Source organism: Neptuniibacter marinus (assembly GCF_001597725.1).
In the GTDB taxonomy this organism is placed as follows: domain Bacteria; phylum Pseudomonadota; class Gammaproteobacteria; order Pseudomonadales; family Balneatricaceae; genus Neptuniibacter; species Neptuniibacter marinus.
This window is the reverse complement of record NZ_LUTR01000017.1, coordinates 16,295-30,499: the sequence shown is the minus strand read 5'-3', so window position 1 is coordinate 30,499 and position 14,205 is coordinate 16,295. Positions and strand designations below refer to the sequence as shown.

At 43.3% G+C, this 14,205-nt stretch carries 16 protein-coding genes and 1 pseudogene; 6 read left to right on the top strand and 11 right to left on the bottom strand.

Features of this window, described 5'->3' with window-relative positions; translation table 11 throughout:
• Nucleotides 1-100: 100 nt before the first annotated feature.
• Nucleotides 101-1,273 (bottom strand): YbfB/YjiJ family MFS transporter, encoded by a 1,173-nt coding sequence (locus A3774_RS11790; protein WP_067867562.1) that lies wholly within the window; start codon nt 1,271-1,273, stop codon nt 101-103.
• Between the two features lie 110 nt (nt 1,274-1,383).
• Between A3774_RS11790 and A3774_RS11785 the strand changes: the two genes are divergently transcribed.
• The 3 genes and pseudogenes from A3774_RS11785 (at nt 1,384) to rimK (ending at nt 3,729) form a co-directional block, all read left to right on the top strand.
• Nucleotides 1,384-2,247, top strand: a complete 864-nt coding sequence (locus A3774_RS11785) for a LysR family transcriptional regulator (protein ID WP_067867559.1) — start codon at nt 1,384-1,386, stop codon at nt 2,245-2,247.
• 42 nt (nt 2,248-2,289) lie between these two features.
• Nucleotides 2,290-2,721: pseudogene (locus A3774_RS16825) on the top strand (ATP-dependent zinc protease family protein); the annotation flags it as partial.
• Nucleotides 2,722-2,805: 84 nt separating this feature from the next.
• Nucleotides 2,806-3,729 carry a 30S ribosomal protein S6--L-glutamate ligase gene (gene rimK / locus A3774_RS11780; RefSeq protein WP_456264840.1) on the top strand — a complete coding sequence of 308 codons (924 nt, stop codon included), beginning with the start codon at nt 2,806-2,808 and terminating at the stop codon, nt 3,727-3,729.
• A 4-nt stretch (nt 3,730-3,733) separates the two neighbouring features.
• On the opposite strand, the gene A3774_RS11775 is transcribed toward rimK, so the two are convergent.
• Together A3774_RS11775 and A3774_RS11770 are read right to left on the bottom strand one after the other, a co-directional pair.
• Nucleotides 3,734-4,636, bottom strand: a complete 903-nt coding sequence (locus A3774_RS11775) for a LysR family transcriptional regulator (protein ID WP_067867556.1) — start codon at nt 4,634-4,636, stop codon at nt 3,734-3,736.
• 62 nt (nt 4,637-4,698) lie between these two features.
• Nucleotides 4,699-5,100, bottom strand: coding sequence for a hypothetical protein (locus A3774_RS11770; protein ID WP_067867553.1), 402 nt, complete (start codon nt 5,098-5,100; stop codon nt 4,699-4,701).
• A gap of 351 nt (nt 5,101-5,451) precedes the next feature.
• On the opposite strand from A3774_RS11770, the gene A3774_RS11765 reads away from it, so the two are divergent.
• A complete protein-coding gene (locus tag A3774_RS11765) occupies nt 5,452-5,718 on the top strand; it encodes a hypothetical protein (RefSeq protein ID WP_067867550.1) in 267 nt (88 codons plus the stop codon).
• Between the two features lie 76 nt (nt 5,719-5,794).
• Here A3774_RS11765 and A3774_RS11760 read toward each other — a convergent pair whose 3' ends face one another.
• From A3774_RS11760 to arsC, 8 genes are all read right to left on the bottom strand, one after another.
• Nucleotides 5,795-7,384, bottom strand: a complete 1,590-nt coding sequence (locus A3774_RS11760; RefSeq protein ID WP_067867546.1) for a GDYXXLXY domain-containing protein — start codon at nt 7,382-7,384, stop codon at nt 5,795-5,797.
• Nucleotides 7,377-8,384 carry a DUF2157 domain-containing protein gene (locus A3774_RS11755; protein WP_067867541.1) on the bottom strand — a complete coding sequence of 336 codons (1,008 nt, stop codon included), beginning with the start codon at nt 8,382-8,384 and terminating at the stop codon, nt 7,377-7,379. Before A3774_RS11755 ends, A3774_RS11760 begins: the two co-directional genes overlap by 8 nt.
• A 112-nt stretch (nt 8,385-8,496) precedes the next feature.
• Complete coding sequence (locus A3774_RS11750; protein ID WP_067867537.1) at nt 8,497-8,748, bottom strand: regulator; 252 nt, start codon at nt 8,746-8,748, stop codon at nt 8,497-8,499.
• Nucleotides 8,749-8,794: 46 nt separating this feature from the next.
• On the bottom strand, nt 8,795-9,265 hold the full coding sequence (locus A3774_RS11745) for a nucleoside triphosphate pyrophosphohydrolase family protein (protein WP_067867534.1): 471 nt from the start codon (nt 9,263-9,265) through the stop codon (nt 8,795-8,797).
• A 52-nt stretch (nt 9,266-9,317) separates the two neighbouring features.
• Entirely contained in the window at nt 9,318-11,018 is a 1,701-nt protein-coding gene (locus A3774_RS11740; RefSeq protein WP_067867653.1) for a SufS family cysteine desulfurase, read from the bottom strand.
• Between the two features lie 34 nt (nt 11,019-11,052).
• The gene (locus tag A3774_RS11735; RefSeq protein ID WP_067867531.1) at nt 11,053-11,490 is read right to left on the bottom strand and encodes a DUF2069 domain-containing protein; all 438 of its coding nucleotides are present in this window, start codon (nt 11,488-11,490) and stop codon (nt 11,053-11,055) included.
• A 25-nt stretch (nt 11,491-11,515) separates the two neighbouring features.
• The gene (gene wrbA, locus A3774_RS11730; protein ID WP_067867525.1) at nt 11,516-12,115 is read right to left on the bottom strand and encodes an NAD(P)H:quinone oxidoreductase; all 600 of its coding nucleotides are present in this window, start codon (nt 12,113-12,115) and stop codon (nt 11,516-11,518) included.
• A 1-nt stretch (nt 12,116) separates the two neighbouring features.
• Nucleotides 12,117-12,467 carry an arsenate reductase (glutaredoxin) gene (arsC, locus tag A3774_RS11725; RefSeq protein ID WP_067867521.1) on the bottom strand — a complete coding sequence of 117 codons (351 nt, stop codon included), beginning with the start codon at nt 12,465-12,467 and terminating at the stop codon, nt 12,117-12,119.
• A 175-nt stretch (nt 12,468-12,642) separates the two neighbouring features.
• Here arsC and A3774_RS11720 point away from each other — a divergent pair, with 175 nt between their 5' ends.
• Together A3774_RS11720 and A3774_RS11715 are read left to right on the top strand one after the other, a co-directional pair.
• Nucleotides 12,643-13,857, top strand: a complete 1,215-nt coding sequence (locus A3774_RS11720) for a YihY family inner membrane protein (RefSeq protein WP_067867518.1) — start codon at nt 12,643-12,645, stop codon at nt 13,855-13,857.
• A gap of 52 nt (nt 13,858-13,909) precedes the next feature.
• Entirely contained in the window at nt 13,910-14,194 is a 285-nt protein-coding gene (locus A3774_RS11715; RefSeq protein ID WP_067867515.1) for an acylphosphatase, read from the top strand.
• Nucleotides 14,195-14,205: the final 11 nt, after the last annotated feature.

Below are 14,205 nucleotides of genomic sequence, written 5' to 3'. Positions count from 1 at the left end.
AGTATTATGGATCTTGGGCTGAGTCGAACCTAAAGGTACGATCCAGCTCCAAGCGATTAAACGTGACGGGTGATATTTCAACACTATCTAGACAACGGGTTTACAGGGCATCTCGCTCAGAGATCATCAAAATTGTTGAGATAACCGCCCCTAATAAAACCATACCGGCTGCTATCCATAAGCCTAAATTGTAGTCACCCAATCGTTCAGCAAGATTGCCTGTAATGGCGGGTGCGATGATTTGGGCGACACCATAGGTTAAGGTCATTTTACCCATGAGTTTGGCTGGTTTAGTCGGATAAAAGCGGCCAGCCATCGTTAATACTAAACTTACAATCCCGATAAATGTGCCGCCAAAAAGTACAGCGCTTATAATAACGGCTACGGCTGAATCGGTAAGGGCGGGAAGAATAATCCCTAATATTTGTATGATATAGGCGATTAAAAGAGCGGTTAACACACCTAACTGTCGAGCGATTAAATCCCAGATAATACAGGCCGGTGCTGCAGCTACCCCAACGATCAGAAAAACAATGGGGCCTAACCCTTGTAGAGCTTCCTGCCTATCAACAATAGCAACAATAAACGTGGCGCTGATAACGTAGCCGTACCCTGCGCAAAAGTAGGCGGATAGCATAAGGAAGAGAAAGCGCTTACTGGGTGGGTTGTCCACCATTTGAGCACCCGATATAGTCGTGCCTGAGGTGTCTGGACGTGGTAGCCAAGCCCATGCAGGGATTGCTAAGAGTACGCCTAGACCTGCGAATAACCACCAAAGCTCTTGCCAGTTGAGTTTTATATCCATCAATGCAACAACAGCTGAGCAGAAAATGATGCCTAATCCCAAGCCTGAAAAATGAATACCCAGTTCACTACGAAAGTTATGCCTAATCAGCCAGTTTAAGATTAACCCTGAACCGATTAATAGACCCGCGGCACTTGTCAGTCCTGCAAAAAAGCGCATAACTCCCCAGATGATGACATTATCAGTAACAGCCATACCTGCGGTTGTTAGAATGGCAACAATGAGTCCCCATCTATAAAGCTTATCTTTTAAGGTCAAGTCGCTGATTGAGGCGGCAACAAATGCCCCTGCCATATATCCCATATAATTAAATGTGGCTAGCCAGCCTCCGATAGCATCGCTCATGCCTGCTTGAGCCTGCATAAGAGGAAGCATCGGTGTGTAAGAAAATCGTGCAACGCCTAGCATGAGCATTAAGCTAAAAATACCGGCAATAAGGACTTTATACTTTTGTAATTGAGTCGTCATAATTTGGGTTCATAAATAACTGGTGTCAGAGAGGTTAACTCGCTTAAACTATCACTACAAATGAATAAATAAGAATCTTTTATTCTATATTAGAGAAGGGTGAAGCTAGAATGGAGTTGGTCTCATTAAATACATTTAAAACTGTCGCAGAACAGGGTGGAGTATTAGCAGCTTCACGTCTACTACATACTGTTCAATCGAATATTACAGCAAGAATCAAACGCCTTGAAGAAGAGCTTGGCTCTGAACTTTTTTATCGTAAAGGGCGAGGGCTAGAACTAACACCTGCAGGCCATACGCTACTTGAATATGCTAATAAATTACTTCACCTTGAGCAGCAAGCCTGCATGGCGGTAAAACAGGTGGGAGAATCGGTGGGTGAGATCCGTATTGGTTCAATGGAGTCTTTCGCTGCGACCAGAATGCCAGGGCTTCTTCAGGCGCTTCGCAAAGCTCATCCTAAGTTAATGCCTAGGGTTAAAACAGAAACCAGTAGCGAGCTTGTTCAAGATATTCTCAATTATCGCTTGGATTGTGCATTTGTGGGTGGTCCTATTGAGCATCAACACCTAACCTGTAAGCAAGTGTTGATTGAAGATTTAGTATTAGTGTCGGCGAAAAATGTAGATGTCTCCGATTCATTGATTCTTTTTCGTGAGGGCTGTGCTTACCGTGAAAAGGCAATAAGTTGGTTAAAAAAGCATGGCCGTCTAGACACTGAAGTTATGAGTATGGGGACGCAAGAGGGTATTTTAGGCTGCGTGGCCGTTGGTTTAGGTTTTACGTTAGTCCCGCGTAAAGTGGCTGAGGAATCTAGGTACGCTAATGATCTAAATATGGAGATTTTAGCACCTGAATATAGCCAAGTGCCGACGTTATTGGTGACACATAAAGATGCAGCGCAAATGGCGGGGATTCAAACATTGTTAGGTTTATTTAAAGATGATCTACCTGAATGGGAGTCAGCTGCCTAATATTGCATTTATTGCTTGCACCTTCAGCTTGTTCAAGCTTCAATGGCGCAAATTTTTTTATGGTACTTTTCGGGTATTGGTATGGGACTTAGTAAACTATTAGTTGGTGCTGAAGAGTGGTGTCGTTTTCCCGACTTGGCGTTGCCGGCAGTTAAGGCGCGTGTGGACTCTGGTGCGAAAACATCTTCATTACATGCATTTAACATTCAGCCGTTTAAACGGAGTGGAGTGCCTTGGGTTCGTTTTAATATCTGCCCGATACAAGATAATCGGAAAACCATGGTGTCCTGTGAGGCTCCCGTTCACGATCGTCGCAAAGTTAAAAGCTCAAGTGGTACATCAGAAACGCGCTATGTAATTAAGACAACTTTAGGTATTGCTGATTCTAGTTGGGAGGTTGAGGTCACTTTAACAAACCGCGATGCTATGGGGTATCGCATGCTGTTGGGGCGTGAAGCGATGTCAGGCCGAATTCTCGTGGATCCTGAAGGCTGTATGCTTTTAGGGGGAATATCGGATGCTGAGTTGAAAACGCTGTATCAAACTAAAAAACCTTCAGTGGGTGGACTCAAAATAGGTTTGCTCGCCAGTAATCCGAATTTGTACAGTAACCGTCGTATTATTGAGGCGGGCGAGCAGCTTGGTCATGAAATGGTGTTTTTAAATATTAAACACTGTTATATGAAGATGGATGCTGAAGAGCCAGAAGTGCACTATCGTGGTGGACGAGTACTTGATGATTTAGATGCAGTCATTCCACGTATCAGGCCGAGTATGACTTTTTATGGCTGTGCATTAACACGTCAATTCGCCTCTATGGGTGTTTACTGCTTGAATACAGCCGCGGCAATTACACAATCACGGGATAAGTTACATTCTTTGCAGCTGTTGTTTGAAAATAATATTGATATTCCTATTACGGGTTTTGCTAACTCGCCATTAGAAACAGATGATCTGATTAGCATGGTTGGTGGTGCTCCACTTATTGTGAAGTTATTAGAAGGTACGCAAGGTAAAGGTGTTGTCCTAGCTGAAACCAATAAAGCGGCTGACAGTGTTATTAATGCTTTTAAAAGCTTAAACGCTGATATATTAGTTCAAGAGTTTATTAAAGAAGCTCAAGGCAAAGATATCCGTTGTTTTGTTGTTGATGGTAAGGTTGTCTCGGCTATCCAGCGCGAGGCAGAACCTGGAGAGTTTAGAGCAAATATTCATCAAGGTGGCACAGCCAGTGTTATTCGTCCTACGACGGATGAAAAACGCATCGCTATTAAGGCTGCTAAGTGTATGAACTTAAGCGTAGCAGGTGTTGATATTATTCGCTCAGCTAAAGGGCCGCTGTTGCTTGAGGTTAATTCTTCCCCAGGATTAGAGGGAATCGAAGGTGCCACAGGTAAAGATATTGCGAAAATGATGGTTCGAGCTATAGAGAAAAAACTACAATGGCAGCAAGTAGACACGAGTGCTGCCGATCAATCGTAAAAAATTAGGGCTTATTTAGCCATGGGTGCTGGTGCTCTTCAAGGCTTTCGATCATGAAATCTATAAAGAGTCTTACTTTAGGGTTTAAATGTCTTCTACTTGGGTAGAGGGCATTTATGCTCACATCGGGGGCTTGGTAATCAGAGAGTACTTCTTTAATAAGCCCTGATTCAATATCATCCATACAGAACTGGATTGGCAGGCGTGCTATGCCTAAGTCCTTTCTTAGCATTTCACGGCAGAAGCTAATACTGTTTGCGCGAACTTTAAAGTTTGCGGGCACCGGTTTTCCATCGTTCCAGTTTTCAAATATCCAGCCAGGGTCAGATAAGGCCCCGCCTAGACACTGGTGATTAATTAGATCATCAGGTGTCTTAGGCTCACCATGTTTTTCTAAATAGTTAACCCCAGCATAAAGCTTGATATTTACATCAGCAATTTTTCTGCCTATAAGGCTGGAATCGGTTAATTCACCCACTCTTAATGCGAGATCAATGCCGTCCTCTACTAAGTCTACTAAACGGGGGCTAAGCTCAATATCAATTTGAATCAGGGGGTACATCTTCATGAAACCTGCAATCACATCGTTCATGATAAAGATGCCCATTTCTGGAGGCATGGTAATGCGTAAACGTCCCTTTGGAACCGCTTGCTTGGATACTACGCGATCTTCAACGGCTTCCATCTCATCGAGTAGAGGCTGGCAGCGTTGAAAAAGGTCTTGCCCTTCAGAGGTTAGGCTAAGTTTACGTGTTGTTCGTTGTAAAAGCCTCACACCTAGCTCATCTTCAAGCTGGGCAATTCGTCTACTGATTGTTGATTTTTGTATCCCTAGTTTATCGGCAGCCGCAGTAAAACTGTTATGCTCAATTACGCGTATAAATAGCCGTACATCATTTAGGTTCATAGTAATTTTTAAAATCAGTCAGAAAAGGGGAGGCAAGTAAAGCAACCAACTTTTTGATGGACCTAAGAGCAGCGACCTTTAGTTGTTAATGTAACTGAAGGTGTTGTTGTTTTAACTGCTTCGAATGTCATATCCGTTTTGTTGATCGTCAGAGTAGTTGTATCCATACCACCCATAATAGGATCTTTAGCTGTTCTACTTAGTTTGAGCATATTGCTATCTTGTTCAACATTAAACCCGCTGACACCATTAATAGTGCCCGATGAGCCATCAATTGTTATAGTGTATTTACAGTGTTCTTCTGGGCAATCACGTGTACCTGGGGTTTTCATAAAAGGGGCCGTGAATACCGCATGGGTATATGTACACTGGTAGTGGGTAGCTTCTGCTTGAACGGCTGTAGCTAATAATGAGAATACAGATAACCCTGCACTTGCGATAATCAAATTTAATCTACGGTTCATATTCCTTTCCCCTTAAATTTCCTTGTTAGAGTTTAGGGCAATTTATTGATTGCTTAAACCTTTTTTATTGTGTTTTGTTTTTATAGAACAGCCAAATTAGCTCTTATTGAAACAACTAAAGAGCTTAACATAATGCGTGGCTTGAAATTTGTTGTATGAAGTTTGTACATTTTATCTCGCATATTCAAGATTGAATGGTTAATATGCTGCCACTGAATAATTATCAGTAAAGCTGTCTGTTGATAGAAAAGTAGTATACCTGAGCTGGATTTACCGGCTGTAGTCAGGCCGTGTCGTTCAACCGTTCTGTTTGCGCTTTTAGCGCTTCTACTTATCAAGGAGTCATTCGTTATGAAAAAGCAATTGATTACAACAACGCTTGCAGCAATATTAGTTCTTTCTCCGGCGTTAGCCGTTCATGCTGGTGAAGCCTCGTCCGATCGTGTTCAGGTTAGAAAGCTTGTTTCAGTCCAAGAGCGTGCAGCCCACCGTACAGAGTTGAAAAATGCTGCGACTGCTGAAGAGCGTGAGACGATTCGTACAGAGTTCCGTACTTTAATTAAGCAGCGCGCCGATGAAAAAGGCATCACGCTACCTGAAAACTTTAAAGTAGAATAAGCGTACTCTGCCGGAGGAACCGTTTCTATTCTGTTCCCCCGGTTTTTCTTTTTCCGTTTTTACATTTACTGTCCCATTAGGGTCTATTTGTACCTAATAAAACATATTGCTTGTCACGAAGTCCCACTAGAAGCATTTCCCCGTTACCGCTAACTTTAAATTCACCGTATTTAGCTTTTTCATAGATTTTGGCACTGCCTTCTTGGAAGAAGAACGCGTTAGTGGCAAATTTTAAGACACCATCACGGATCCGATAGTGCAGTTTGTGCTGTTGAGGCGATAGCTCAGCATCAGGATTGAGTGTAATAAACTGAGCGACACTGTGTTGATCGAGCTGCACAATGGCAAACCCATCTACGGATTCTTTGTCACCGATCGCGTACTGAATCGTTTGACTCATTCTATAGCGAAGTCGCATATAATCACCCTGCATCAGTGAACGTGGATCAACAGGCGCTAGTTCGAGTAATACGCTTTGCCCTTCGCGAATTAACGATTCCTTTTGATAAATATTTATATTGATAGCGGCTAATACGATTAAGATGGTGGCTAAGGAGATCCATTTTTTTCCATTCACTGGTGCGCTGTTAGCTGGGTCTAAGGTAGGTTGAGCCTTGCTGAAGTAATGCAGCGTTCCGACAATTGTAAGGCAGACAGCGCCGATGGAGAGTAAATAGATCGATTTAACCAGCAGTGTTTCCGATAGGCTGTAGTAGTACCAAGATATAAAGCTGATTAAGGCAAGGATGCCTAACGCCATTAAGATAAGGCGTTGTCTAAAGAAGCCGACCAACAGAATTAAGAGAGCACTGCTAACACCTGCAATATTAAACGATAGCCCGAGTAGCATGAGGGTTGCGATAACCGCGATAGAACCGGATGGCGAGGCCAGTTTGATGTTCTGTTCTGACAGAATGGCAAAGACAAGGTAGAGACATGTGCCCGCTAGGATCAGGCTCCCAATCAAGGGGCTGTATTGTTGTAAAAAGCCCACCTCTGCTCTGAATAGGTAGTGTGAAAATTCATGTTGAAAGAGGAAATGCCCGCTAAATTGCAGAAGTGATATCGCGAGGCCAAAGCTGATAGGCAGTAGATGTGAACGGTATTTATACCAATGTTTCTCTCGGATCCAAATCAAGGTGAAAAGCGCTGCGGCGAGTGCGCTATCTAAGCCAAAAATACCCTGTTGGTTTAAGCCCCAAAAGAGCGCAACCATGGCGAACCAGCTACTGAAAACCCGATGTAAGAAATTCGGCATAATCAAAGCTAAAGCCCCTTGAAATAAGGCTAAGATCAAAAATGCGGAGGAATCTGAAATCGAAAAAACGGTAAAAATTCCCCAAGCCACCATAAACTGGCCGCACAAACTGATAGCTAAACCGAGCTGCTCTAAGAAAGGGGTCTTATCATTACGAAAGATAAAGTACGCGGCAGTACAACAGATAAAGCCGCAGAGGGCCAGTAGCACTTGGTTATCGTAGATAAATAAGCTACCAATAATGGTGCCGACAAAGGCGAGTAAAAACAGCGCGGCTATCCAACCGGCAAAGCCCTGCATTGTTTTTATATACCAAGGGCTTAAATCTAATTCGTTTTCCGGATAGTCAGTGCGGGTCAGGTTATTTCTCTGCAATTCAAGCCATAGCTCATTCCCAGAATTACGCATCCTGATGCTCCTTATCGCTCGTGATTGGCTGATCGGCTGCATGTTCTTTACTAAGTTTTTTTAACCAGATGCCCGCAGATGAAGATAGCCCGATAATAAATATTGCGATAATTAAGAAGGCGTCGCTCTCTAATGCATCATTAAATATATAAATTAATAAGCTACTCGCAATAACAATAGCGCTGGTTACACAGCCAGAAATAATGAAAAGATCGAAGAGGCGGTAGCGGTAGTAGAGATAAGTGCAGAGGATCCAAACTAAGTAACAAGGGAGCCCCCATTGTAGTTCGGCCTCATCAAATATGGCCCAAATCGCCAACCATGTTGCGGCTATGCCGGACGCTAATAAGCAGGTTTGAACGACCAAACGGTTATCTAAGCATCGTGTTTTACCCTGTTGAAGTACTTCAAAGGCGATGGCAAGTAAGGTATTGAATAGCAGGAAAAGGCCTACTAAATTGTCATAGTGCAGCAGGATGCCAAAGACACCGCGGAAATCATAATAGTAGAGGTAACAGGATAAATTGATTAAGAGAACCCACAGGAGCCACAACGTGCTTGCGCGGTTGGTGACGGCGATAGGGGTCATAAATAAGGCCCAAAAGGCAAACAGCTGCCAAGGGTCAGCTCCGGTTTGGTAAATCTGCCCACTTAACGCAAGCAGGGCGCCGATCAGCATTACCATAAGGAAAGCGATGGCGGTGCTTGGTAGGGTGAACGGTTTGAGCTTGGTATAGATCAGGGTACTGACCACCAGAGAGGTTTGCATTAAGGCGAATTTAACGAGGTTGCTCATCTCATCCCAGTTAAATGCAAAGAAGAATAAAGTCCCCGCCGCCAGAGAGATAACACCCAGCCATAGGAAGAGGTTTTTTATAAACTGAAACCATTGTTGATTATCTGGGTTTGCACGGGAGAGTGAGAGGGCGGTATCTACGTCATCTGGGCTGATGTAGCCTTGCTCTGCCCAATGGAGTATATGTTGGCGCTTTGAATTCATAAAACAGGCTTCCTGCCGATAGATAGTCGTAGTGAAAACGCTATAGGCTTAAGTGTAATGAACTGCCTACAACGATCCTGATTAATTGTAAGCAGATCGGATTGCATCGTTTTTAACTACAACCTCCACTCGGGCAGTCCTTTCCGCTCATGCAGGGCAAATCTTTAGCCTTTATTTTAGGGCTCGTTTTTACCATACCTGTAACCGCTAATAACTTAGTTACTAATGATTTCGCAGGTATACCTTGAGGATCAATATTTGCTAATAGGCAGAGCTCCTCCCAGTTTTTTGGAGTAAGCGCTACAGTATGTGTTACTTCGATGATATCACCGGTTTCTTCAATGCGGTAATCATATGTCGGCATCGGTTAATCCAAATATAGTAGGTTTAATATCTGCAAACGAGTGTTGTTAGTCTAGTACAGGTTCATGCCAGTTAGTGTTTTTTAAGAACTTGTGAGCTGGGTAGAACTTACCATCACTGCCGGTTTGGTCTTTTGTGGATTTTACATAGGCTTCTGGAAGTTCACCGCCGGCATAAACATCTAGGCCTTTTTCATTTCGGTAGAAGGCGAGCGTTTTGTCGATCTCTGCTTGGGTTTTACACAGCTTTGATAAGTTGCTTGCTTGAACCGCTGCCATATCTTTGTCGGCATCAATGCCCATAATATGTGCCATACCGTAAGTCACTACCAGAATATCGGCGACCGCATCACGTATTTCAGACATGTCTTTTTTTTCTATACCTTCAACAAGCTCTGCAAGTTCTTCTTGGATAAGGTGTAGCTGTTTGGCTGACTTTTCCCAATTAGGGTTTTGCATATCCCCTTTCTCGTTTCCGAAAACTGTATTTAGATAGGAAACATCAGTGAAATTGCTCATCTTTACTCCATTACTTGTTAAAAATAGTCAGAATATTTAAATATTAATTATCTTAAGAGCTATCTGTTTGCTTTGCGGCTAATTGATAAATTTTATCGACTACTGCGCGAATACCATTGCCGCGTGAGGGGCTTAAATGGCGTTCTAAGGATAGCTGATTAAAAATGGATTCTATATCAATATCTTGGATCTGTTGTGCTGTTTTATTATGAAATAGATCTAATATTAAGGCTAATAGACCGCGAATAATACGGGCGTCTGAGTCTGCTCTCAATTGTATACGCTGATCTTGCCCTAGTTCATAAAGCAGCCAAGTGTTACTTTCACAGCCCTTTATTCTATTGGCATCTGTTTTGAGATGTTCAGCTAAGCTCTGCAGTTGTTTGCCTTGTAGCATGATTTCACGATAACGGGCATTCCAATCCTGTAAGCTGAGTAATTTATCGAACAACCCTTTTTTTGCTTCCTCTATCGTATGAGTAGACTGGGTGCCTTTAGAATTAGAGGTAACTAAAGCTGACTCATCACGGCTAATCATATCTAATGCTGTGACGAAATTTTCTACCTCATTAAGCGTATTATAGAAAGCAAAAGATACCCGTGTAGTACCTGATAAACCAAGAGCTTGCATGAGGGGCATCGCACAGTGATGACCAGTGCGAACAGCAATACTTTGTTGATCTAGCAGATAGCCAATATCTTGTTGATGTTGATGAGCTAAAGTGAAAGAGATGAGGCTTACAGACTTTTGGGGTGATGCGATCCGCTGCCATCCTTTAATTTGAGAACAACCATCAAGTGCAGCTTTATATAAGCTAGTTTCATGCTGTTCAAGTAGGTGCCTATCTTGGGCTTGTAGCCATTCAATAGCGGAGGCAAGTCCTATAGCGCCAGAGATGTTAGGTGTGCCCGCTTCAAATTTAAAAGGTAAATCATTAAAGGTGGTTTCGCTGAAACTCACTTGAGAGATCATCTCTCCACCCGCTTGCCATGGAGGCATGGCTTCTAATAATTGTTGTTTCCCATAAAGCACCCCTATGCCTGTTGGCGCGTATAATTTATGTGCTGAAAAAACATAAAAATCTACATCTAGGTCGTTTACATCGACTTGAAAATGAGGGAGCGCTTGTGCTCCATCAATTAAGGTTAAAGCGCCTGCATCGTGAGCTAAAGATATGATCTGCTTAACGGGATTAATCGTACCTATGGCATTAGATACATGAGTAATAGCAACAAGGCGAGTTTTATGGGTAAGTAAGGTTTTATAGGCCTGTATATCAAGATCGCCACTCGCTAACAGTGGAATAACTTTAATAATCGCGCCGCTTCTCTGTGCGAGCAATTGCCAAGGAACAATGTTGGCGTGATGCTCTAGAGGGCTGAGTATAATTTCGTCTTCAGGCTTTAAATAGCTTCCCCAGCTATTGGCAATTAGGTTGATTGCTTCAGTTGTGCCGCGGGTCCAGATGATCTCTTTACTGCTTTTAGCGTTTAAAAAATGGGCGACGGTGTCGCGAGCGGCTTCAAACTTACCGGTTGCCTCGGTGCTTAAAGCATGGCTTGCCCTATGCACATTGGCATTAAATGTGGCGTAGTAATTATTTACGCTCTCAATAACAACACTTGGCTTTTGCGTCGTCGCGGCGTTATCTAGATAGATAAGAGGGCTGCCATTAACCTGCTGTTCTAAAATAGGAAACTGGTTGCGTACCTGTTCTAGGGTTTGTTTCTTTGCTTGATCTGAGGCCGTCATGACTCTCTCTAGCGAATAAGTTGTTGAGCGACGTTTAGCTTTCTGGGTTTTTGCTGTTTGCTTTCTTTTCATTATCCCAATGGGCTAACTGTTTGTTGTAGCGGCTCTGCCAGCGTGCATACATCATTGAGCTGGTGAACAGCGTGCCGACTAACAGCGAGTAACCTAGCCCATAGATAAACGTATTGGGGTTGGTTGCAGCTAAAACTGACTGAATAAATGGCAGTAATAATACGAAGCATAGCCAAGCGTGGCCGCGAGGATTCCCTGTAATAATGACACGAATAAATGCGAGTAGTGGCAACATATGAAGTAAACTGATCACCCATGGATGACCGGTAGGTACTGGAATTAAAAACATATGCCATAAGATAAACCAGCCTAATAAAGCGGTGTAACTGGTAACTGTTACTCGTCTGCTAAAAAGGGCTTTAGCGGCGTAATTATGGTCGTCTGGTATGTATGCTTTCAAAAGAGAGTTCTCAATGTTGTTAGGTTTACAGTTTATGGCGGAGCTTATGTGCGAGTTCGCCAAGGCGTTTGCCTTGTGCGACACAGAGTGACAACTCATTGTCATCAAGTGGGCGGTTATCTTGGCCTGCAACATGGGTTGGGCCGTATGGCGTTCCGCCGGTTGTTGTCTTTAACAAAGTAGATTCGCTGTAAGGTAGGCCTGCGATCACCATACCCTGATGGAGCAGGGGGATCATCATCGAGAGTAGAGTCGTTTCCTGTCCGCCATGGAGGCTAGAGCTTGAACTAAATACGGCGGCGGGTTTATCGATTAGAGCGCCAGACAGCCATAGGGAACTTGTTCCATCAATAAAATACTTTAACGGCGCTGCCATATTGCCAAAGCGGGTTGGGCTACCGAGGGCAAGACCTGAACATTCAGCCAAATCCTGTTCGCTGCAATATAGCGCGCCCTCATCGGGTATATCGGATGCCGTTGCTTCACATATAGTTGAGATGGCAGGCACTGTTCGTAATCGAGCTTCCATGCCCGATTGTTCAATCCCGCGTGCAATATGCTGTGCCATAGATCGTGTTGCTCCATGGCGACTGTAGTAAAGAACTAACACGTAGGGCTGAGACATGTTACAAAATGTCCAAAACGGACTCAGGAGGACGTCCTATTCGTGCTTTATCACCTTTGATGACGATTGGACGCTCAATAAGTTTGGGAACCTCGGTCATTACTTTTATAATCTGCTCATCTGATAAAGCGGTGTCATCTAAACCTTGTTCTTTAAATTCAGGCTCTTTCGTGCGTAAAAGCTCGCGAGCTGAGATTCCTAGTTGTTTTAACACAAGTTTAAGCTCATCCGCAGAGGGGGCATCATCCAAATATTTACGGATATCAGGCTGAATACCGTTCTCTTCAAGCAACGCTAAGGTTTGGCGAGATTTGGAACAGCGAGGATTGTGGTAGATAATTACTTCATTCATTGTGCTATACCGTACTTATTAATTATTAATCAATCGAAGTAAAACGGATGATTGATTTAACATGTTAGGTTATTTTGCATCATTGTATACGGCTATAAGATAGATTTCATGAGTGAATCACCTTTTTAGGTACCTATTACTTAGTGTATTTTTGAACGCTGTTTAAAGGAGTGTTATGAGCAGATTGTTTAACCATCCCTATCTACTGTTTCTGAGGTACCTTTTTGCCCAGTTTCGTCATAACCAAGGGATTTTGAATTCAGCGGCATTAACTTATACCACGCTATTTGCGGTAGTGCCTTTAATGACAGTTTCCTACGCGATGTTGGCCGCGGTGCCATCTTTTCAAGGGGTTGGACAGGAGCTACAAGGCTGGGTATTCCAAAATTTTGTACCAACAACCGGTGCAGTGGTGCAGGATTATTTAACCGATTTTTCATCTCAGGCGCGTAAATTAACGGCGGTTGGTATTGCTGTATTAGCGGTAACGTCGATCATGATGATGAAGAATATAGAGGCGGCGTTCAATCGTATTTGGCGTGTATCAGAGCCGCGCAAAGGGCTATCAAGCTTTTTACTCTATTGGGCTATTTTAAGTTTAGGTCCTATTCTAATTGGTTTAGGTCTGTTGCTTACCTCTTATATTGCATCTTTACCTTTTATTTCCTCTGCCACAGAACTTGTAGGAAGAGGTCGTTTGTTAAGTTTGTTACCTACTTTGTTTTCTGCTGCTGCATTTACGCTGATTTATGTTGCCGTTCCGAACTGCCGTGTTCCTTTGAAAAGTGCTTTGATTGGTGGTGTTGTCGTGGCTTTGCTGTTTGAAACCGCAAAACGTGGTTTTGCTGCCTTTGTGACTCAGTTTCCCTCTTATGAGTTGATATATGGTGCGTTTGCCGCAGTTCCTTTGTTTCTTCTTTGGATCTTTATCAGTTGGGTAATTATTCTGATGGGGGCAGAGTTAACCCGCTGTATTACGGTTTATCGGCCAGTAGATAAAGGTAAAACTATACCGCACCTGTATACCGTGGTTGCAGTTTTATACCGGCTTTGGAAAGCGCAAAATGAAGGTGCAGCGGTCACTGACCGGTGTTTGTTGCAGGAAGTGGATACATTAGATCAAGGGCGTTGGGATACATATATAACTCTGTTGATTGAGGAGGGAATTATTAAACGCAGTGATCAAGGGGAATACCTATTGAGTCGTAGTATGTCGAGTTTATCGCTTTATGAGCTTAATGATTTGTTGCCTTGGCCCACACCAGCACCTTTGCAGGCTAGCGCTGCGGCGGCTTGGGAGCGAGAATTGGAGAAACGTTTGCAAGATGTCCATCTTGCGGAAAAAGATACGTTTTCGATTTATATGGAGCAGTTGTTTGTTAGTGCTTAAACAATGCAAAGCGTCTTAGTTTTGGCATTTAATATATTTTACGGAGATTAGAATGGTGGAAATTTGCCTCCATGCGATTGTGATAGGTCGAGTGCAAGGTGTCTGGTTTCGAAAATCAACTCAAGAGCAAGCTGAGTCATTAGGCTTGAGCGGTTGGGTTAGAAATCTGCCTGATTCAAGTGTCGAGTTAATGGTGTCTGGCGATGAGCTGGCGGTAAGGCAGCTTGAGGCTTGGCTTAGCCAAGGTCCAGAGCTTGCGGTAGTGGCTGAAGTTAAAAGTAAGCAGAAAGCGTTGCAGGAACTACCCTATCCTTTTGTGATTGTTGATTTTGAGTAGATTGTAGGCTT